At 44.6% G+C, this 19,690-nt stretch carries 21 protein-coding genes, 3 tRNA genes and 1 other annotated feature; of the genes, 20 read left to right on the plus strand and 4 right to left on the minus strand.

The window, feature by feature from the left end; genetic code table 11:
• Nucleotides 1–43 precede the first annotated feature (43 nt).
• Nucleotides 44–709, plus strand: a complete 666-nt coding sequence (locus A8806_RS21295) for a MerR family transcriptional regulator (protein ID WP_181368817.1) — start codon at nt 44–46, stop codon at nt 707–709.
• A 95-nt stretch (nt 710–804) separates the two neighbouring features.
• Here A8806_RS21295 and A8806_RS21300 read toward each other — a convergent pair whose 3' ends face one another.
• The 4 genes from A8806_RS21300 to A8806_RS21315 form a co-directional block, all read right to left on the minus strand.
• A complete protein-coding gene (locus tag A8806_RS21300; protein WP_109733190.1) occupies nt 805–1,224 on the minus strand; it encodes an Hsp20/alpha crystallin family protein in 420 nt (139 codons plus the stop codon).
• A 112-nt stretch (nt 1,225–1,336) separates the two neighbouring features.
• The gene (gene tsaA / locus A8806_RS21305) at nt 1,337–1,816 is read right to left on the minus strand and encodes a tRNA (N6-threonylcarbamoyladenosine(37)-N6)-methyltransferase TrmO (RefSeq protein ID WP_109733191.1); all 480 of its coding nucleotides are present in this window, start codon (nt 1,814–1,816) and stop codon (nt 1,337–1,339) included.
• Between the two features lie 78 nt (nt 1,817–1,894).
• On the minus strand, nt 1,895–2,728 hold the full coding sequence (locus tag A8806_RS21310) for a MerR family transcriptional regulator (RefSeq protein WP_109733192.1): 834 nt from the start codon (nt 2,726–2,728) through the stop codon (nt 1,895–1,897).
• A gap of 45 nt (nt 2,729–2,773) precedes the next feature.
• Nucleotides 2,774–3,646 (minus strand): LysR family transcriptional regulator, encoded by an 873-nt coding sequence (locus A8806_RS21315; RefSeq protein WP_109733193.1) that lies wholly within the window; start codon nt 3,644–3,646, stop codon nt 2,774–2,776.
• Between the two features lie 114 nt (nt 3,647–3,760).
• Here A8806_RS21315 and A8806_RS21320 point away from each other — a divergent pair, with 114 nt between their 5' ends.
• From A8806_RS21320 to A8806_RS21410, 19 genes are all read left to right on the plus strand, one after another.
• Nucleotides 3,761–4,477 (plus strand): TIGR01906 family membrane protein, encoded by a 717-nt coding sequence (locus tag A8806_RS21320; RefSeq protein WP_109733217.1) that lies wholly within the window; start codon nt 3,761–3,763, stop codon nt 4,475–4,477.
• Between the two features lie 81 nt (nt 4,478–4,558).
• Nucleotides 4,559–8,314 carry a phosphoribosylformylglycinamidine synthase gene (locus A8806_RS21325; RefSeq protein ID WP_109733194.1) on the plus strand — a complete coding sequence of 1,252 codons (3,756 nt, stop codon included), beginning with the start codon at nt 4,559–4,561 and terminating at the stop codon, nt 8,312–8,314.
• Nucleotides 8,315–8,552: 238 nt separating this feature from the next.
• Nucleotides 8,553–8,626 (plus strand) — tRNA-Met (locus A8806_RS21330).
• A gap of 123 nt (nt 8,627–8,749) precedes the next feature.
• A complete protein-coding gene (locus tag A8806_RS21335; RefSeq protein WP_109733195.1) occupies nt 8,750–8,995 on the plus strand; it encodes a DUF3781 domain-containing protein in 246 nt (81 codons plus the stop codon).
• 74 nt (nt 8,996–9,069) lie between these two features.
• Entirely contained in the window at nt 9,070–9,498 is a 429-nt protein-coding gene (locus A8806_RS21340; RefSeq protein WP_109733196.1) for a phage tail protein, read from the plus strand.
• Between the two features lie 134 nt (nt 9,499–9,632).
• Nucleotides 9,633–9,705 (plus strand) — tRNA-Val (locus A8806_RS21345).
• Nucleotides 9,706–9,728: 23 nt separating this feature from the next.
• Nucleotides 9,729–9,802: transfer RNA gene (locus A8806_RS21350), tRNA-Met, on the plus strand.
• A gap of 160 nt (nt 9,803–9,962) precedes the next feature.
• Nucleotides 9,963–10,280 (plus strand): hypothetical protein, encoded by a 318-nt coding sequence (locus tag A8806_RS21355; RefSeq protein WP_109733197.1) that lies wholly within the window; start codon nt 9,963–9,965, stop codon nt 10,278–10,280.
• 3 nt (nt 10,281–10,283) lie between these two features.
• The gene (gene ispF / locus A8806_RS21360) at nt 10,284–10,829 is read left to right on the plus strand and encodes a 2-C-methyl-D-erythritol 2,4-cyclodiphosphate synthase (RefSeq protein WP_109733198.1); all 546 of its coding nucleotides are present in this window, start codon (nt 10,284–10,286) and stop codon (nt 10,827–10,829) included.
• A gap of 23 nt (nt 10,830–10,852) precedes the next feature.
• A complete protein-coding gene (locus A8806_RS21365; RefSeq protein ID WP_109733199.1) occupies nt 10,853–11,980 on the plus strand; it encodes a GNAT family N-acetyltransferase in 1,128 nt (375 codons plus the stop codon).
• Nucleotides 11,981–12,105: 125 nt separating this feature from the next.
• Nucleotides 12,106–12,330, plus strand: a binding site (T-box leader).
• Nucleotides 12,331–12,407: 77 nt separating this feature from the next.
• Nucleotides 12,408–13,124, plus strand: a complete 717-nt coding sequence (epsC, locus tag A8806_RS21370) for a serine O-acetyltransferase EpsC (protein WP_109733200.1) — start codon at nt 12,408–12,410, stop codon at nt 13,122–13,124.
• Nucleotides 13,111–14,517, plus strand: a complete 1,407-nt coding sequence (cysS, locus tag A8806_RS21375) for a cysteine--tRNA ligase (protein WP_109733201.1) — start codon at nt 13,111–13,113, stop codon at nt 14,515–14,517. The genes epsC and cysS overlap by 14 nt, the downstream gene beginning before the upstream one ends.
• Nucleotides 14,502–14,960 carry a Mini-ribonuclease 3 gene (locus tag A8806_RS21380; protein WP_109733202.1) on the plus strand — a complete coding sequence of 153 codons (459 nt, stop codon included), beginning with the start codon at nt 14,502–14,504 and terminating at the stop codon, nt 14,958–14,960. The genes cysS and A8806_RS21380 overlap by 16 nt, the downstream gene beginning before the upstream one ends.
• A gap of 3 nt (nt 14,961–14,963) precedes the next feature.
• On the plus strand, nt 14,964–15,746 hold the full coding sequence (gene rlmB, locus A8806_RS21385) for a 23S rRNA (guanosine(2251)-2'-O)-methyltransferase RlmB (RefSeq protein WP_416388176.1): 783 nt from the start codon (nt 14,964–14,966) through the stop codon (nt 15,744–15,746).
• An 11-nt stretch (nt 15,747–15,757) separates the two neighbouring features.
• Complete coding sequence (locus A8806_RS21390) at nt 15,758–16,369, plus strand: sigma-70 family RNA polymerase sigma factor (RefSeq protein WP_109733204.1); 612 nt, start codon at nt 15,758–15,760, stop codon at nt 16,367–16,369.
• Between the two features lie 177 nt (nt 16,370–16,546).
• A complete protein-coding gene (locus A8806_RS21395; RefSeq protein ID WP_109733205.1) occupies nt 16,547–16,918 on the plus strand; it encodes a GntR family transcriptional regulator in 372 nt (123 codons plus the stop codon).
• Between the two features lie 5 nt (nt 16,919–16,923).
• Complete coding sequence (locus A8806_RS21400) at nt 16,924–17,772, plus strand: ATP-binding cassette domain-containing protein (RefSeq protein WP_109733218.1); 849 nt, start codon at nt 16,924–16,926, stop codon at nt 17,770–17,772.
• Nucleotides 17,769–18,425, plus strand: coding sequence for an ABC-2 transporter permease (locus A8806_RS21405; protein WP_109733206.1), 657 nt, complete (start codon nt 17,769–17,771; stop codon nt 18,423–18,425). Before A8806_RS21400 ends, A8806_RS21405 begins: the two co-directional genes overlap by 4 nt.
• Nucleotides 18,426–18,501: 76 nt before the next feature.
• A complete protein-coding gene (locus A8806_RS21410) occupies nt 18,502–19,518 on the plus strand; it encodes a cell wall hydrolase (protein ID WP_109733207.1) in 1,017 nt (338 codons plus the stop codon).
• Nucleotides 19,519–19,690 lie beyond the last annotated feature (172 nt).

The raw sequence follows: 19,690 nt of genomic DNA on the forward strand, positions 1-19,690 counted from the left end.
TCAAGCCGCTTGATAGTTTTAAATGTTAGTAAAGGAGGAGGCCATGAACATCAAAGAAGTAGAAAAAGAAGTGGGAATCCGAAAGGCTAACATCCGCTATTATGAAGAGCAGGGGTTGGTTACCCCAATGAGAAATGCAGAGAATAATTACCGGGACTATTCAGAGGAAGATGTCATATGTCTGAAAAAAATAAAAGTGCTCCGCCTGCTGGGTATTTCTGTCGCGGAGATTAAAGCGGTCCAGAACCGGGATACTGCTCTTAATACTGTGGTACAAAGCAGAATATCTGAGATTGAAAAAGAAGTGGAACAGCTGGGTGAATTAGAAGAAATGTGCAGGATGTTTCTGGCGCACGACCAGACATATGATACACTGGATATTTCCCTGCTCGATACGCGGGAATGCCTTTCGATACAGAAAGGAGCAGTATTTATGAAGATAGACAGATGCAGAAATTATCAGGAAGCACTTAGAAGGTCAGAAGTCATTATGACTTGTTTCATATTTCTTGGCCTGATCCCTACGGGGGAAAATGTACAGCGGCTTTTTCATTACAGCCTGCCTGAATGGATCAGGTGGATCGGATTTGCGGGCGCCTGTGTTACAGGGATTATCAATATCGTTCTGTACAGGAAAATGTACAGCACACAAAAAAATGATTGGGAAAGGGCAGAGGAAAATCTGGCAGCGAAGGCCAGACGAAGTTAAGTATGCCATATAAGCAGGGGGGCCGCCGCGTCATAAATGATTCATGATGTGGCGGCTTCCCTGCTTTAAGTTTCATGGAAATCTGTGGAGATTCCTTATTCGATTGTGATATATTTCGGCTGTTCTTCAATTGCCTTTGGTACCTCTTTTGGTATACATAAGCTGAGAATTCCGTCTTTGAAGGACGCCTTGATGTCTTCCTGTCTGAGCTGGTCACCTACATAGAATCTGCGGTTGCAGGATCCTGTATAACGCTCCTTGCGGATGCAGTTGCCCTTCTGGTCTTTCTCTTCCTGAGTCTCCTCGTGGGATGCTGTAATCGTAAGATAGCCGTCTTTTAAATCGGCCTTGATGTCTTCTTTGCCGTATCCCGGAAGCTCCATCTCTACAAGATAATTGTTGTCTTTCTCATGAATATCAGTCTTCATAATCTGAGTAGTAGAGTTATCGAAAGATCTTTCAAAAAAGGGATCCTTAAAAAAGTCATTTAAAAAACTTCTGTTTGATAATAACATATGCCATACCTCCTAAAATAAATCTGTTATTCTTGTTCTACATGTAATATAGCATATGTTATTAGCACTGTCAAGAGGTGAGTGCTAATTTGCTTTAAGCATTTATTTTAAGTTAATAAAAGTTGAATTCATCTTCCCATGCAAAATTAGCAGATTCCTCTAAACTTTCAGGCCAGTGACTGCACCATGACGGTACACTGCAATTTTTTACCTTATCAAGGCTGGGTGTATAGGGTTTCAGGTCCAGAACAGGGGTATTATTGTTTGCATCAATATAAGCAATCTGAATAGCGCCTTTTTGATAATCTATATCAATGACTTCTACGGCTGTCAAGGCTATCGGGTTTGGACGGATCGGTGACCTGGTAGCAAAAATCCCCATTTTTTGAGGAGCATTTTTATAAGGCTGTTCTGTTTCCAGCACCGACCTGAACTCTTCCTTGTCGAAATCACTGAACCACCAAAGAACATTGATATGGCTGAATCCATCCAGAGCCTTTAATGCGGGGACAAATTCAGGGTCCAGCCGGATAAAAGTTCCTTCTTTGCTGCTGCAGATAGTTCCTATCGAATTTACTTTATGAGTTGACATGTTTTATATCCTCCTTTTCTATAAGCAGACGATAGACCCTGACATCATGTGAGAGTCAAGAAAAAACGTCCTGTAAATTTATCTACAAGACGTTTTCGCTGTTTTTTGCAAGGGTATTTGGATTTCAGTTAAGTATTTTTGAGGGTCCTCCTCATTCCACGGACCGCGGTGTACGATTTGCCTGCTTCCTTCTTTCATTTTATACTGGCTGTTATTCTGCAGCCATTCTGCAAATGTAAGATAAGCAGACGCAATATTTGAAAAATCACCGTAAACCATCGTACAGGCCATGACAGGGACAGGATCTGTGTGCCGGAACTGGAAAGGCGGTTCCTCCGGCCCGGCTTTGTTTACCACTGCGCATAGTTCTACATCCACATTTTCTTCTTTGTAGTCTGCATCGTGGTAGATGGAAAACGTATCATTTGAATGCACTATATTATGCTGTTCTGCATATTCAGATAATTCCTGCCATAATTCACCCTCGGCATAATAGCTGGGGATGACTTTTCTTAATGAAAGAACATAATAATCAGGAATAGCTTTTATAGTAACATTGTAATGTATTTCATTTTTCCCGCTTAATAATTCTTTTTTAGCAAGTTCAATTTTCATTAACTTTTCTTGCTCTGCCTGTATATTGAATTTGATTTCTTTATATTTCCTGTCAAGCTGCTCTATAATGAAAGAATCATTTTCACTATTAAGAGCGGCTATTATTTCAGAGACGTTAAAACCGCTGTCACGCAAATAAATGATTTTGTTCAGCCGGGGGATTTGTTCTGCGGAATACATACGGTATCCGGTCCATGAGTCAACTGCTTCTGGTTTCAACAGACCGGTTTCATCATAATATCGCAGCATACGGACAGATACTTGTGTTAACTTTGAAAATTCACCAATTCTAAACATGTAATATCCTCATTTCTGGACGGCACAAAGGGATGGGTGGTACTATTAAAAGTAATTCAGGAATTCCCGCGCCGCTTTCGACAGGGGCATCTGTTCATTGTAAGCGATTACGAGTTCGCGCCCGGGCAGTTCTTCTTTTGTTTCTACGACAAACAGGTCGTCTTCTGCATGTCTGATACAGTAATCCGGTATAAATGCAATCCCCAGTCCGATGCGGGCCAGATCGATCAACAGGTCATTGCTCGTCAGTTCAATCTCGGGCACAAGGTCAAGCTGGTGCTGCTGGAAAAGCCTGTGGAGGAATTCACTGGTAGTGCTGTGTCGGTCAAGCATGAGGATCGGATAATGGGAAAGCTGCTGGTAAGTCAGCTTTTTTCCCCTCAGGTCTTCAAAAGCGCTGTTGGCGATAAAGACATCCCTGAATTTAGTGATCTTTTTTATAGAAGATACATTGCTTAAATAATTGTTCGGATAGTTGACCACGACCAGATCGACCTGTCCGGTTTCCAGTAGTTCCACGCACTTGATAGAGGTCTGGTTAATCACTTTGATGTGTGCACTTGGAAATTCCTTGTGAAACTTTTCGAGGTACGGCACAAGAAAATAGCGGCATATGGTGTCGCTGGCGCCGATGCGGATCTGTCCCCCCGTTGATGCGGCATCCAGAAGCTGGGCTTCACCCCGCTGGATCAGATGCATGGCCGGCTCTATATGGCGGAGCAGTATTTCGCCTTCGGGGGTCAGCTGAACCTTTTTTGTGCTCCGGATAAATAATGTCTGGTCCAGCTTGCGCTCCAGTGTCTTGATTGACTGGCTGACAGCGGACTGTGATATAAAAAGCTGTTTGGACGCTTCTGAGAAGCTTAAGGTAGATGCTACATGAAAAAAGACCTTATACAGTTCATAGTTGATATCCATTATTAGACCTCCTAATAAGTATTGTTAGTATTATAAGCCAAATTGTGGTGAATTACAATGTGATTTATGATAAAATATAAGAATTAAACGATATTGAATGAAAGTGTGGGCATGATGAACGAAGAAAAGAAGACGAAAAAGGCAGAATGGCTGCTGGGGGTTGTTTTATCTTTTGCAGTGATTCTCATTCTGCTGATTTCCAGTTTCCAGGCGGCGATGTACATGGATTTTGGTTTCTATGAAAAAGAGTATAAAAAGTATGATGTTCTTTCCGATCTTGACATGGAGATGGAAGACGTGATGTATGTTACTCAGGAAATGATGGCTTATTTAAGGGGCGACAGAGAGACGTTGGAGGTGGTTACGACTGTAGAAGGTAAAAAGCAGGACTTTTTTAACGAACAGGACAGACTGCACATGGAGGATGTACAGGGGTTGTTTATCGGCGGGCTTCACCTTAGGACGGGGGTTGTAATCGTACTGCTGGTCTGTCTGGCGGCGCTCATCCTTATGAAGGGCGGATGGAAGTATGTCCTCCCGAGGGCATTCCAGATTGCGGTGGGTGTGTCCGGCATCGCGACGGCAGCGCTGGCATTTCTGTTCTCGAGGGATTTTGATGCGGCATTCACTAAGTTCCATGAGATTTTCTTTTCCAACGACCTGTGGATGTTTGACCCGGCAGAGGATTATATGATCAGGATGCTGCCGGAGGGACTTTTTTCTGATATGGTTATAAGAATTGGGATACTGTTTATTGCGTCCCTTCTCATTCTGCTGGCAGGAAGCGCTGTCTGGAGACGAAAAACAAAGATTAGGAAAACTAATGAATAAGTTTAAGTATATTAATTGTACTTATCAGAAGAAGTATGATAATATATAAAATATAGTGATAAAATGCAAAGGAGATTCTATATGAGTAATGTAAAACGTGTATATGTGGAGAAAAAGCCGGAGTTTGCCGTTCAGGCAAAGGAACTGCGTCATGAGATCAAGCATTACCTGGGGATTGAAACAGTGAGCGCCGTGCGTGTCCTGATCCGCTATGATGTGGAGAATATAACAGACGAGACTTTTGATAAGGCGTGCAACGGTGTTTTTGCGGAACCGCCGGTAGATGTCCTGTATCACGAGACATTTCCAATGAAGGAAGGAAGCCGTGTGTTTTCTGTAGAATACCTTCCGGGACAGTTTGACCAGAGAGCGGATTCAGCAGAGCAGTGCGTCCAGTTTATCAGGGAAGATGAAAAGCCTGTCATCAGGACTGCTACAACATATGTTGTTGAAGGCACAGTAACGGACGATGAATTTGCGGCGGTTAAGAACCACTGCATCAATCCGGTCGATTCCAGAGAGACAGGTCTCGGAAAACCGGAAACACTCGTGACTGTTTTTGAAGAACCTGAAGACGTAAAGGTATTTGACGGATTTCAGGTTATGCCGGAAGCAGAACTTAAAGAATTATACGATTCCCTGGGACTGGCAATGACATTCAGGGATTTCCTTCATATTCAGAATTACTATCAGGGTGAAGAGCACAGAGACCCTACGATGACAGAAATCCGTGTTCTGGATACTTATTGGTCAGATCACTGCCGCCATACGACATTCTCGACGGAGCTTAAAGATGTCACCTTCGGTGAAGGCGACTACAAAGAACCGATCGTAGATACATACAGACAGTACCTGAAAGACCACAGTGAGATTTTTGCAGGAAGAGAAGACAAGTTCGTCTGCCTGATGGATCTGGCGCTGATGGCGATGCGCAAGCTGAAAAAAGAAGGAAAGCTTCAGGATCAGGAAGAGTCTGACGAGATCAATGCATGCAGTATTGTTGTACCGGTCAAGGTTGACGGAGTGGAAGAGGAGTGGCTTATTAATTTTAAGAATGAGACACATAACCACCCGACTGAGATCGAACCTTTCGGTGGTGCGGCTACCTGTCTTGGAGGGGCAATCCGCGACCCGCTGTCAGGACGTACTTATGTATACCAGGCAATGCGTGTGACAGGGGCGGCAGATCCTACGGTACCTGTGACAGAGACATTAAAAGGAAAGCTGCCACAGAAAAAGCTGGTCAGGGGCGCAGCCAAAGGATACAGCTCTTATGGAAACCAGATCGGACTGGCTACGGGTGCGGTTAAGGAGATCTACCACCCGGATTATGTTGCAAAACGTATGGAGATCGGTGCAGTCTTAGGCGCAGCACCGAGACGCGCCGTGATCAGGGAAACTTCTGATCCGGGCGATATCATTATTTTATTAGGCGGACGTACAGGACGTGACGGCTGCGGCGGTGCAACAGGGTCTTCCAAGGTTCATACAGAAGAATCCATCGAGACATGCGGCGCAGAGGTCCAGAAGGGAAATCCGCCGACAGAACGTAAGATTCAGCGTCTCTTCAGGAGAGAAGAAGTAAGTAAGCTGATTAAAAAGTGTAATGACTTTGGCGCGGGCGGTGTTTCTGTAGCGATCGGTGAGCTGGCTGACGGGCTTCGCGTGGATCTGGACAAGGTACCGAAGAAATATGCCGGGCTGGACGGAACAGAGATTGCCATTTCTGAATCTCAGGAGAGAATGGCAGTTGTGGTTGACCCGGGCGATGTAGAAGAATTCCTTGCATTTGCAAAAGAAGAAAATCTGGAAGCAGTTGAAGTTGCAGTAGTGACGGAATCTCCGAGACTCGTACTGACATGGAGGGGAAATGAGATCGTGAATATTTCACGTGCATTTCTGGATACAAATGGTGCCCATCAGGAGACTTCCGTTGAAGTGGAAATCCCAGCGAAGGAAGGAAGCCTTTTCGTGAAAAATGAAGTCGGTTATGTCAGAGAGAAATGGCTGAATGTCCTGGAGGACCTGAACGTATGCTCACAGAAAGGGCTTGTGGAAATGTTTGATGGTTCCATAGGTGCCGCTTCTGTATTCATGCCTCACGGCGGAAAATACCAGATGACAGAGACACAGACGATGGTTGCAAAGGTGCCGGTTCAAAATGGAAAGACAGACAGTGTTTCCATGATGAGCTTTGGTTTTGACCCGTATCTGTCCAGCTGGAGTCCGTACCACGGTGCGATCTATGCAGTTGTTGAGTCTGTTGCCAAGATCGTGGCATCAGGCGGGGATTACAAAAAGATCCGGTTTACATTCCAGGAATACTTCCGCAGGATGACAGAAGATCCAAAGAGATGGAGCCAGCCGTTTGCAGCACTGCTGGGTGCGTACAATGCACAGCTCGGTTTTGGACTGCCGTCAATCGGCGGAAAAGACAGTATGTCAGGAACATTCCAGGATATCGATGTGCCGCCGACACTGGTTTCCTTTGCTGTAGATATGGCAACTGAAAAAGATATCATTACACCGGAATTCAAGAAAGCCGGCAGCAAGATTGTATGGATGAGAATCGAGAAGGATGAATATGACCTTCCTGTATACAGCCAGCTGATGGATCAGTACAGTAAGTTTACGGCCGATATCCACAGCGGTAATATTATATCTGCTTATGCCCTTGACCGCCACGGCGTGATTGCAGCGGTCAGCAAGATGGCATTCGGTAATGCATTTGGTGTTAAGATCGAGCATAACATAGACGAAAGGGAGCTGTTTGCCCCGGCATTTGGCGACCTGATCGCAGAAGTACCGGCAGAGAAAGTTTCTGAGCTTGGAATTACCTATACCGTGATCGGTGAAGTGACAGACGATAAGACATTTAGCTATGGCAATACTGCAATCACTCTGGATGAGGCGGAAAAAGCATGGACAGAGACACTGGAGAAAGTATTTGCTACAAAATCTTCCGCGGACAGTGATGAGGCTCTGGAAGAGAAGCTGTATGATACAAAGGATATCCACATCTGCAGCCATAAGATCGCACAGCCGACCGTATTTATCCCGGTATTCCCGGGAACGAACTGTGAATACGACAGCAAAAAGGCTTTCGAGCGGGCAGGCGCAAAGGTTATTACAAAGGTATTCAAGAACATGGATGCCGCTGACATCCGGGATTCTGTAAATGAATTTGAAAAGGCGATCTCCCAGGCACAGATGATTATGTTCCCGGGCGGATTCAGCGCAGGTGACGAACCGGACGGTTCCGCGAAATTCTTTGCCACGGCATTCCAGAATGCGAAGATCAAAGAAGCTGTGGAAAAGCTCCTCAATGAGAGGGACGGACTGGCACTCGGTGTCTGCAATGGCTTCCAGGCCCTGATTAAACTCGGACTTGTTCCTTACGGACAGATCGCCGGACAGACAGAGGATTCACCGACACTGACCTACAACACCATTGGACGACATATCTCCAAGATGGTTTATACAAAAGTTGTTACAAATAAATCACCCTGGCTTCAGGGGGCACAGCTCGGCGGCGTATATACGAACCCGGCTTCCCACGGAGAAGGAAGATTTGTTGCAAGTCAGGAATGGCTAGATAAATTATTCGCAAACGGACAGGTTGCAACACAGTACTGCGATCCTGACGGTGTGATCAGTATGGATGAGGAATGGAATGTAAATGGTTCCTACTGTGCGATAGAGGGTATTACAAGTCCTGACGGACGTGTGCTTGGCAAGATGGCACACTCCGAGAGACGTGATGATTCTGTGGCAATCAACATATACGGAGAGCAGGATCTCAAGATCTTTGAGTCCGGAGTTAATTATTTTAAATAATCGGATGTAAAGGCAAGTTTTTTGCCTGACATCCACGAAAATAGACTGGGGAAAAGAGTGGCGCAGGCCTGAATTTTTCCCGGTCTATCATTCATAAATCCGGCTGTTGGTTCCGGTAGGATTTTATCTTTGTTTGAATTGTAGAAAAAATTAGAAAAAGCTTGACAATTCTCCTGGCATGATAGTATAATAACAAAGCGAGTTGCGGATGGGACATGCGCAGCTGCGAATAAAATATGGCGGAATAGCTCAGTTGGCTAGAGCACACGGTTCATACCCGTGGTGTCGCTGGTTCAAATCCAGTTTCCGCTATCTGTGAAGAGGCCTGTGTTTACGGGCTTCTTTTTGTATCCTTGCAGAAAAGAAATGACGTAATAGGATAAGAATGATATAATATTACATGGCACAATTGAACAGTAAAAGGTGAAAATAGACATGGGAGTTGAATTACTGAAAAATTTAGACAGGCTGCATACTACAGAACTCGGAGTGCTGCGGATAAAGAGGAATTTGTCTTTAGACACAGATCATGTTGTAGAGTGGTGCAGGAACAAAATCAATTCTTCAGATGCGGTGATTACAAGGAACGGAAAGAACTGGTACATAAACGCAGAAGACTGTTTGATAACAGTAAATGCGTACAGCTATACGATTATTACCGCCCACAAACACAAGAAATAATAGGAAGGCAGCATTCCAAACATTAATGTTTTGAAATTTGAAGAAAAGCAGGTTCGAAAAGGAGAGAATAGAAAATGGCATCTATATATTCATTAAAAAAATTTTGCTATATTGTTTTAATTGATTCAAAAGAAGTCGGCGGATTTTCTGAAATCAGTACAACAGATATTACCACCGATCCTATTGAGTATCGTGAAGGCACATCCAGTGTCAATACTGTTTATAAACAGTCAGGACATGTAAAATATGGAAATGTCACTTTGAAATGGGGATTTGTGACATCTGCTGAATTCATCATCTGGTTGCAAAGCGCAGGAGACAGGGCATGTGAAAGAAAAACAATAAAAATCCAGCTGCGTGATGACTTAAATAGAGTTGCTGCAGAGTGGGAAATTATGAACGCATGGCCAGTCAAATATACATCAGAAGATTTAGATAATTCAAGTAATGAAATTCCGATTGAAAGTATGGAATTGGCACATGAAGGTATTAAACGTATGTAACCATACTTAACTCTGTTACAAAAATTAAAAAATTTGGAAAAAATTTATAAAAAGATGTTGACATTTGGTGAAAGATAATAGTATAATAGCAAAGCGGGTTACGGATGAGAGATACGTAAGACGCAGTAGAATATGGGATCTTAGCTCAGCTGGGAGAGCATCTGCCTTACAAGCAGAGGGTCATAGGTTCGAGCCCTATAGGTCCCATATACTTTTTTAAAATTATATATGGCGGAATAGCTCAGTTGGCTAGAGCACACGGTTCATACCCGTGGTGTCGCTGGTTCAAATCCAGTTTCCGCTATTGGAAAAGAAGTCTGTTAATTACAGGCTTCTTTTTTTAGAACTTTTTCAGGTGTGTCTGTGGATAGGAAGGCTGTGAATAGGAATCGGATATTCCGGTGGCAATTGCAGACAATTTATGCTAAAATCAGAGAATGAGAAATGAAATGGAGGATGGAATTATGAGTCAAAAATCATGGGATGTGCTGCGGATAGTGGCAGGGCTATATCTCGCCTATCTGGGAGTAAAAAGTATGATGACAGCTATCTCTGACAGGCCGGAGAATATGGTGTTTTTCCTGATTATGGCGGTTATATTTATGATTACCGGTGCCGGATATGCAATCTATGCAATAAGAAGAGTATGGGCAGGCAGGAATGAAGAGCCAGAAGCCATAGAAGAGAATGAAGATTTTGAGAATAGTGGGGAAGAAACTGCAGAAGATAATGAGGAAGATGACTCTGAAGAAGATGACGCTAATGAGGAAGAGGAGGAATAATTCATGCGGGTTGGAATGGGATACGATGTTCATAAGCTTGTAGAGGATAGAGAGCTGATTTTGGGCGGCGTGACGATTCCCTATGAGAAAGGTCTTTTGGGCCATTCTGATGCAGATGTGCTATTACATGCTGTCATGGATGCTCTTTTAGGGGCGGCGGCGCTGGGGGATATTGGAAAGCATTTCCCGGATACAGATCCCCAATATAAAGGAATCTCCAGCATCAGGCTTCTGGAGCATGTAGCGGCACTGCTCGATGAGCAGAACTATATCGTGGAAAATATTGATGCAACGATTATTGCACAAAGGCCGAAGATGCGCCCTTATATTGATACTATGAGGGAAAATGTAGCGAAGGCGCTTAAGATTTCCGTGGATCAGGTGAATATCAAAGCAACGACCGAGGAGGGGCTTGGATTCACCGGAAGCGGGGAAGGGATTTCTTCACAGGCGGTCTGTGCATTGGAGAAGATTACGAACTATGCAAGCTATGATATGACACCGAATCCGGGCGGCTGTGAGAACTGTCATGGATGCGCCAGAAAGTAACGTAAGAAGAGAGGAATGCGGGCATGCAGTTACGAAAGCTAGAGATCAATGAACACGGCAGGACGAGGACGCTGTGGGAGAAGGTATTTGCAGAGGACAGCAGGGAATTTCTGGATTATTATTATTTCATAAAAACGAGGGATAACCAGATCTATGTCATTGAGGAAGACGGGGGTGTCCGTTCCATGCTCCAGCTGAACCCTTATCTGCTGCAGGTAGAGGACAGGCAGTTTCCGTGTAATTATATCATTGCTGTCGCGACAGAAGAGAATTACAGGAAACGCGGGTATATGGGAGAACTGCTCAGAAAGGCCATGCAGGACATGTATGCACGCAAAGAGCCGTTTACCTTCTTAATGCCCGCGGCAGAAGCAATCTATACACCATATGACTTCCGGTTTGTCTATGCCCAGAACCAGTGCGAAAGTATGGGGACGGACAGTGCGGCAGAGTTGGAGCTTACGGATGCAGGAATGCGTGATGCGGCAGATATGGCGGCATTCTTCAATCAGTATTTTGCGGAGAAATACCAGGTTTGTGCGGTCAGGGATGAGACATATTACCAGACCATGATCTTTGAACAGCAGAGTGAAAACGGCGGTGTGAAGCTTATAAAGGAGGGGCAGGACATCAAAGGAATGTTCGCCTATGCAAGTGAAGAGAATGTCGTGGAAATCAGAGAACCTCTGTATCTGGATGAATACGAAGCACAGTTTCAGAAAGCAGTCCGTGACCTGCGCTCAGGCAGGGACGTGCCGGTAAAGATATATGCATGCCGTAACGGGGAGCATGTCAGAAAAGTGCCTATTATCATGGTCAGGATCCTGCATCTGGAGACATTCTTATCTGCGGTGAAGGTGAAAGAAGGTGAAAGACTTTCCTGCTCCTTTGCAGTGCTGGATTCAATCATTACAAAAAACAGCAGGGTCTGGAAGCTGACAGGGGGACAGGACAGCCGGGATGTACAGGTGAGTGAGACAGAAGATTCCGAAGGAGTCCTGACAATCAGTGCTTTGACAAGCTTTCTGTTCGGCTACAAGACCGTGGATGAAATCAGGGGAGAAGAAGGCGTCATAATTCCCGGACAGCTGGGGAATGAATTAAACAAGATACAGGCATTAAAGCAAACATTCCTGAATGAAATAGTCTGAAAAGTCTGAAAACGGTCCGCAAAGGGGTCTGACCCCTTTGCGGACCGTTTTCAGACTTTTCAGACTTCGAATTATGTTGACAAATTGGAAATTTTTGAATAATATATATCTATATCAATACTGAAGCAAAGGCAATGAACGGAAAGAGTAACTGATTCGGAACTTTCAGAGAGAGGCTGTCACCGGCTGTAAGCAGTCTCAGGGGAAGGATTTGTGAAGTGCATCCGGGAGCTGATTCTGCAAAAGGAATTTCCAAGTAGCAGGATACGTAAGGCATACGTTACATGCGCTGAGTGAAAGAAGAGATTCTTTTAATAGAGTGGAACCGCGGATATGACTTCGTCTCTAATGCAGAGACGGGGTCTTTTTGTTTCTGTGGGCAACTTGCCGTGAAAGTCAAACATTCCAGGGAATGGAGGAATATGATATGGGAATGATATCTTATATAAAGAATGAGATTCAGGTAATACGGGAACGTGACCCTGCCATTAAATCTAATATGGAGGTCTTGCTTTACCCCAGTTTTAAAGTTATACTTAGATACAGAGTGGCCCATAAGCTGTATCTGAAGGGGCACTATTTCCTTGCCCGCTGGATATCCCAGAGGGCGGCACGCAAGACAGGGATTGAGATTCATCCGGGGGCGGAGATAGGGAAAGGGCTCTTTATTGACCACGGAAGCGGTGTGATCATCGGGGAGACTACGATTATCGGGGATAATGTTACTCTCTATCAGGGGGTAACACTCGGCGGTACAGGCAAGGAACAGGGAAAGAGACACCCGACGCTGAAGGATAATGTCATGGTAAGTGCGGGGGCGAAGATACTTGGGTCCTTTACCATCGGGGAGAATTCGAAGATCGGAGCAGGCTCTGTTGTGCTTGAGGAGGTTCCGCCGAACTGTACGGTTGTCGGTGTGCCGGGACGTGTTGTGAAGATGGGAGACCAGAAGGTGCCGCGGATTGATATGGATCAGGTTCACCTGCCTGACCCGGTACTAAATGACATCAGAGAGCTTCAGAATGATAATATCCGCCTGTACAGCCAGCTCAAAGAGATGGAGAAGCATATGAGGTGTATGATACAGCAGGATTGTGAGATAAAAGAGGAAAAGAAAGAGGAGAAGAACGATGAAAATTTATAATACAATGTCAAAGAAAAAAGAAGAATTTGTGCCTTTGGAAGAAGGCAGGGTCAGGATGTACGTGTGCGGCCCCACTGTGTATAACTTCATCCACATCGGGAATGCAAGGCCGATGATCGTATTTGATACGGTCAGAAGATACTTTGAGTATAAAGGGTATGATGTGAACTTCGTTTCCAACTTCACGGATGTGGACGACAAGATCATCAAAAAAGCAATTGAAGAGGGCGTGACGGCAGACGAGATTTCCAAGCGCTATATTGCGGAGTGTAAAAAGGATATGGAAGGCATGAACGTGAAGCCCGCGACGAAGAATCCGCTTGCAACAGAGGAAATCTGTGGTATGGTTGATATGATACAGACACTCATTGACAAGGGTTATGCATATGAAAAAAATGGTACGGTATATTTCCGTACAAGGAAGTTTGAGGGCTACGGCAAGCTGTCACATAAGAATCTGGATGACCTCCAGTCAGGCGGACGTTCTCTCTTAGTGTCAGGACAGGATGAAAAGGAAGACTCACTGGATTTCGTACTCTGGAAACCGAAAAAAGAAGGTGAACCGGCATGGGAGTCACCGTGGAGCGAGGGACGTCCCGGATGGCACATCGAATGTTCTGAGATGTCTAAAAAATATCTGGGTGAACAGATCGATATTCATGCAGGAGGAGAAGACCTTGTGTTCCCCCACCATGAGAATGAGATCGCCCAGAGTGAGGCAGCCAATGGAAAAGATTTTGCAAAATACTGGATGCACAACGCATTCCTGAACATAGACAATAAGAAGATGTCCAAATCTCTTGGCAACTTCTTCACAGTCAGGGAAATCAGTGAAAAATATGACCTGCAGGTACTTCGGTTCTTTATGCTGGGAGCACATTACAGGACACCGCTGAACTTCAGTGCAGACCTGATGGCCGCTGCAAAGACCGGGCTTGACCGCATCATAACAGCAGCAGATAATCTCAAATTCCTCATTGGAAATGCAAAGGCAGAGAAGATGACAGAGGCTGAGAAACAAGCATTTGCAAAGACTTCAGAGTATGTAGATTCCTTCGAACGTGCGATGGACGATGACTTCAATACAGCCGATGCGATAGCATCCATCTTTGATTTGGTGAAATATTCCAACACAACGGCAAATGAAGACAGTTCTAAAGCATATTTGCAGGGGATACTGGACCTGATCCTGAAGCTGACAGATGTGCTCGGAATCATTGTGGAGAAAGAGGAAGAACTGCTGGCGGAGGACATTGAGGCATTGATCGAAGAGCGTCAGGCGGCAAGAAAGGCAAAGAATTTTGCAAGAGCAGATGAGATCAGGGATGAACTGCTTGCAAAAGGAATTATTCTGGAAGATACACGAGAAGGAGTAAAATGGAAGAAAGCGTAAAATTTGAGTTTCACAATTATATAGAAAAAACGCTGGATTTACAAGAGGTGGATATTACAAGCTATTCACCTCTTGTTCTGGCGTTTATCGGAGACTGTGTCTACGATCTGGTTATCAAGACCATGATCATCAACAGAGGAAACAAGCAGGTGCATAAACTGCATGAAGAGACAAGCAGGTTTGTACAGGCATCCACACAGTCGCTGATGATGCGTTCGATGCAGGAACTGCTCACGGAAGAGGAACACGCGGTTTACAGGCGGGGGAGAAATGCGAAGTCCGTGTCACCCGCGAAAAACCAGTCCATCACGGACTACAGAAGGGCAACCGGGTTCGAGGCGCTCCTTGGCTATCTCTACATGAAAAAGGAATACAAAAGGCTGCTGGAGCTTGTAAAAGCCGGGCTTGACAGTCTGGATGAAGCGTATTTTGAACAAAAATAGAAAATGGAGAATAAGATGCAGGAAAATATAAAAAATGAACAGGAAAATACAGAGCATACTCTGGTAATAGAAGGAAGAAATGCAGTACTGGAGGCATTCCGCTCCGGAAAACCGATTGATAAGGTTTTCATCCTGGACGGCTGTCAGGACGGTCCGGTCAGAACAATTGTCAGGGAAGCAAAAAAGCATGATACTATTTTAAACTTTGTTGGAAAAGACAGACTTTCACAGCTTAGTGAAACCGGCAAACACCAAGGCGTGATAGCCTATGCGGCAGCCTACGAATATGCGGAGATTGATGACATGTTTAAAAAGGCAGAGGAAAAGGGTGAAGATCCTTTTTTTATCCTGCTGGACAATATTGAAGACCCTCATAATCTGGGGGCAATCATCCGGACAGCAAATCTGGCGGGGGCGCATGGGGTTATCATACCGAAGCGCAGGGCTTCCGGCCTCACGGCGACGGTTGCAAAGACTTCGGCAGGTGCCCTTAACTACACACCGGTTGCCAAAGTGACAAACCTTGCAAAGACGATGGAAGAGCTCAAGGAGAGAGGTCTCTGGTTTGTATGTGCGGATATGGGCGGCGAGTCCATGTACCGGCTGAACCTGACAGGGCCGATCGGCCTTGTGATCGGAAATGAAGGCGAGGGTGTCGGACGTCTTGTGAAAGAAAAGTGTGATTTTGTAGCAAGTATTCCTATGAAGGGAGAAATAGATTCTCTGAATGCATCTGTAGCCGCAGGTGTGATGGCATACGAGATTGTCCGCCAGAGGATGAAGTAGGGGAAACGCTGATGAGCAAGTACGATGCAATACCGGACGAGCAGCTGATTGCAGAATTTAATAACGGTGAATCAGAAATCATGGATTATATCATGATGAAATATAAGTCAATGGTGCGTAAAAAGGCAAGGGCAATGTACCTGATCGGAGGGGAGAACGAAGATCTCATTCAGGAAGGAATGATTGGTCTTATTAAAGCCGTGCGCGACTACGATATTTCCCAGAGGTCATCCTTCGCAAGCTTTGCAGAGCTGTGCGTATCCAGACAGATGTACACAGCCATAGAGGCGTCGAAAAGAAAAAAGCATATTCCTCTGAATTCTTATGTCTCCCTCTATGAGGAGGGGGAAAGTACGGATGAAGAAAAAAAACTGCCGCTGATCGATACGATAGAGCCTGAGATAGAAAACAATCCGGAGGCGCTGTATTTCGGAAAAGAATTTACGGAAGCTTTTGTTGATGAATTGAAGCAGAATCTGAGTGCACTGGAGAACCATGTCCTGTATCTGCATCTTTTAGGGACGGATTATAAGACAATTGCAGAACTGCTCGGAAAAAGCCCGAAAGCAATTGATAATGCGCTGCAGCGGATCAGGAATAAGGCAGGGAAGCTGTTGGAATAACAGAAAATAAATGTTTCATAATCCATATTGAACCAGTTATAACCGCAGGAGAGAATGATATGATACCATTCTCTCCTGCGGTTTTTGATTTTTAAAAAAATAATAAATAAACAGTATATAACAGTTGACAACAGTTCTATACTGTTATATACTGTTTATGAACAAAGGAGGATTGCTATGAAGTTAATTATCAATAATTCTTCCATGCAGCCCATTTATGAACAGATTGGTATCCAGATCAGGACGAAGATTATGGAGGGTGAACTGTCGGAAGACACGATGCTCCCGTCTGTCCGTACATTGGCTAAAGATCTGAGGGTCAGTGCACTGACCGTTAAGAAAGCATATGATGCACTGGAGCAGGAGGGATTCATCGTAACCGTGCACGGCAAAGGCAGTTTCGTAGCCTGTGCCAATCAGGAGTTTATGCTGGAAGAGAAGAAGAAGGAAGTGGAAGCCGACCTTGAGATGGCCATCAGGAAGGGCAGAAGCTGTGGTATGAGCAATCAGGAGATTACAGAATTATTTCAAATCATTTTGGAGGATTAGTAATGATACTAAAATTAGAAAACGTAGAAAAACATTATGAACAATTTGATTTAAAATGTTCCCTCGAACTGCAGGATGGCTGTGTGACCGGGCTGATCGGGCAGAACGGGGCCGGGAAGAGTACTACATTTAAGGCTGTCCTTGGCCTGATCAGTATTGACGGGGGAAGGATTGAAGTTTTCGGGAAAGATGTAAAAGAACTATCAAAAGAAGACAGGGAAAACATAGGTGTTGTCCTGTCGGGTTCCGGATTCAGCGGATATCTTACGGTTCATGATATCATACCGATTTTATCCAGTATGTATACATCCTTTCAGAAAGCAGATTTCCAAAAGAGATGCAGGAAGTTCAGCCTGCCGATGGACAAGAAAATTAAGGATTTTTCAACAGGCATGAAGGCGAAACTAAAGGTACTTGTTGCCATGTCGCACGATGCGAAGCTCCTTATTCTGGACGAACCGACAGCGGGACTCGATGTCATCGCAAGAGATGAGCTGCTGGATATGATGAGGGAATATATGGAAGACGGCAACCGCTCAATACTAATCAGTTCCCATATTTCAAGCGATCTGGAAGGGCTGTGTGATGACCTTTACATGATCCATGACGGCAGTATTATTATGCATGAGGATACGGACCGGCTTCTTGGTGATTATGGTTTACTGAAGGTTACAGAAGCACAGTACGGCAAATTAGACAAACGTTACATCCTAAAAAGAAAAAGGGAAAATTTTGGATACAGCTGCCTGACAAACCAGAAACAGTATTATATAGAAAACTATCCGGGAATTGCGGTAGAAAAAGGTAATATCGATGAGGTAATCACAATGATGATAAGGGGGGAAAGTAAATGAAAGGATTATTAATAAAAGATTTGAAGCTGTTAAAAAACCAGATGAATTTCTTTCTCATAATTTGTGTGGTGGGTATGATGTTAATGATTACACAAAAGAATCCCATGATCATGGTCAGCTATTCCACTTTTCTATTCTCAATGTTTACGCTTAGCACGATCAGTTATGACGAATTCGATAATAGCAATGCCTTTTTATTTACATTACCGATAACCAGAAAACTGTATGTCATAGAAAAATATGTATTTGGCATACTGACAGCTCTGGGTGCATGGTTTGCATCGACCGTGATAGCAGCTGTATATACGGCGCTCAGGCAGCCTGGGACAAATCAGACAGAATGGATTATAACGGCGGCTATTATGTTGTGTCTGCCGGCTGTCTTTCTGGCCCTTACCATTCCGGTCCAGTTGAAGTTCGGCGCAGATAAGGGAAGGGCAGCCATGATTGGAGTCGTTGGGGGTATCTTTATACTATGTTTTGCTGCCTCATACGTGATGAAGTCAATGGGAATCAATATAGATGATATCTCAAACATCATCACAAATATGGGTGCCCGGGGGCTCGCATTCACAGTAGCTGCCATCTGTATTGCAGCCTGCGTGGTATCATATTTTATATCACTCAGGATTATGGAGAAAAAACAGTTTTAAAAACAGATTTGCTTTAGAGGGCATCTTGTAGTATAATACAAAAACAGACGACTTTTCAGAAAGGAATCTCTATAGTATGAAATTATACCCAAGACAAAAATTAAATGCAGGAATTGCCCTTATTTGTACGATTGCAATGTTGTGTCCGCCTGCTTTAGGACAGGCGAAAGAGTTTTCATCTGTTCAGGAGAAGGCCTCCAGCCTCCAGACAGAACTGGATGGAATCAACAAAGAACTGGCTTCTATCAGCGAAGAGATTGCTGACACGCAGATGCAGACAGAGATGATGTCAGCGGAAATTCTTCGTACAGAAGATTCTCTGCGTGCCGCACAGGAAGATGAGAACAAACAGTATGAAGATATGAAGGCACGGATAAAGTATATGTATGAGACCGGAGATGCCACACTCTTGGAATTACTTTTCTCTGCGGATAATATGGCAGACTTCCTGAATAAGGCAGAATTTGTGCAGAATGTCAGTGACTATGACAGAGAGATGCTGGACAAACTGACGGCGATCAGTGACGATATTGCTGCGAAAGAAAAGACACTGAAGGCACAGAAAAATGCACTGGGGGATTTAAAGACCCGGCTGGATAAGCGTCAGAAGGATCTTGAAGCAAAGGCGAAAGAGACATCCACAGATCTGGAGGCTTTAAAGGTACAGATCCAGAATACGTCATCTAATGTGGTAATGAGTACGGACGGAAGAATCGTGCGGGGAACGGCCATGAAAGTATCGGCAGAAGAAGAGAAGCTGCTTGCCGCGATTATAGAATGTGAGGCGTATCAGGATTACAATTCACTCCTTGCCGTCGCAACCGTGATTATGAACCGTGTAAATGATTCCCGCTTTCCGAATACAATTGCAGAAGTCGTATATGCATCTAACCAGTTCGAACCGGTTACTTTAGGCAGCCTCGATGCAGTCCTGTCAAGAGGGCCGAGCAATTTATCCTGCCAGGTGGCAGAAGATGCCCTCGCAGGGGCGAAACTGGCTTCCGTAGCGGACTGCTACTTTTTCCTCTATGCAGGAGCCACCAGCAAAGGCGGCGTGAATGTCGGGAACAATGTTTTCTTCCAGAGTTGGTAGAATTTAAATCAAAGACCTCTAAAGCAGATTTGGCAGATGCCACAGCTGCATTGGAGGTCTTTTAAGCGGATGAATTGTCGTTACTGTTCACTCCCAATGTCAGTTAGTTAAGGATGGGTCTGGGCAGACCTAAACTTACGATTCCCTATAATCAGGAGAAGATGGGTGATAT

The organism is Faecalicatena orotica (genome assembly GCF_003149245.1).
GTDB classification, from domain to species: domain Bacteria; phylum Bacillota; class Clostridia; order Lachnospirales; family Lachnospiraceae; genus Faecalicatena_A; species Faecalicatena_A orotica.

Bases quoted from the DNA above. Each gene is read 5' to 3' on its own strand.
- A8806_RS21390 (WP_109733204.1), top strand. From the start codon at position 15,758: ATGAGCAAGTACGATGCAATACCGGACGAGCAGCTGATTGCAGAATTT.
- A8806_RS21410 (WP_109733207.1), top strand. From the start codon at position 18,502: ATGAAATTATACCCAAGACAAAAATTAAATGCAGGAATTGCCCTTATT.
- A8806_RS21315 (WP_109733193.1), bottom strand. From the start codon at position 3,646: ATGGATATCAACTATGAACTGTATAAGGTCTTTTTTCATGTAGCATCT.
- A8806_RS21380 (WP_109733202.1), top strand. From the start codon at position 14,502: ATGGAAGAAAGCGTAAAATTTGAGTTTCACAATTATATAGAAAAAACG.
- cysS (WP_109733201.1), top strand. From the start codon at position 13,111: ATGAAAATTTATAATACAATGTCAAAGAAAAAAGAAGAATTTGTGCCT.
- A8806_RS21300 (WP_109733190.1), bottom strand. From the start codon at position 1,224: ATGTTATTATCAAACAGAAGTTTTTTAAATGACTTTTTTAAGGATCCC.
- A8806_RS21395 (WP_109733205.1), top strand. From the start codon at position 16,547: ATGAAGTTAATTATCAATAATTCTTCCATGCAGCCCATTTATGAACAG.
- A8806_RS21320 (WP_109733217.1), top strand. From the start codon at position 3,761: ATGAACGAAGAAAAGAAGACGAAAAAGGCAGAATGGCTGCTGGGGGTT.
- A8806_RS21355 (WP_109733197.1), top strand. From the start codon at position 9,963: ATGAGTCAAAAATCATGGGATGTGCTGCGGATAGTGGCAGGGCTATAT.
- ispF (WP_109733198.1), top strand. From the start codon at position 10,284: ATGCGGGTTGGAATGGGATACGATGTTCATAAGCTTGTAGAGGATAGA.
- tsaA (WP_109733191.1), bottom strand. From the start codon at position 1,816: ATGTCAACTCATAAAGTAAATTCGATAGGAACTATCTGCAGCAGCAAA.
- epsC (WP_109733200.1), top strand. From the start codon at position 12,408: ATGGGAATGATATCTTATATAAAGAATGAGATTCAGGTAATACGGGAA.
- A8806_RS21340 (WP_109733196.1), top strand. From the start codon at position 9,070: ATGGCATCTATATATTCATTAAAAAAATTTTGCTATATTGTTTTAATT.
- A8806_RS21295 (WP_181368817.1), top strand. From the start codon at position 44: ATGAACATCAAAGAAGTAGAAAAAGAAGTGGGAATCCGAAAGGCTAAC.
- rlmB (WP_416388176.1), top strand. From the start codon at position 14,964: ATGGAGAATAAGATGCAGGAAAATATAAAAAATGAACAGGAAAATACA.
- A8806_RS21335 (WP_109733195.1), top strand. From the start codon at position 8,750: ATGGGAGTTGAATTACTGAAAAATTTAGACAGGCTGCATACTACAGAA.
- A8806_RS21310 (WP_109733192.1), bottom strand. From the start codon at position 2,728: ATGTTTAGAATTGGTGAATTTTCAAAGTTAACACAAGTATCTGTCCGT.
- A8806_RS21405 (WP_109733206.1), top strand. From the start codon at position 17,769: ATGAAAGGATTATTAATAAAAGATTTGAAGCTGTTAAAAAACCAGATG.
- A8806_RS21365 (WP_109733199.1), top strand. From the start codon at position 10,853: ATGCAGTTACGAAAGCTAGAGATCAATGAACACGGCAGGACGAGGACG.
- A8806_RS21325 (WP_109733194.1), top strand. From the start codon at position 4,559: ATGAGTAATGTAAAACGTGTATATGTGGAGAAAAAGCCGGAGTTTGCC.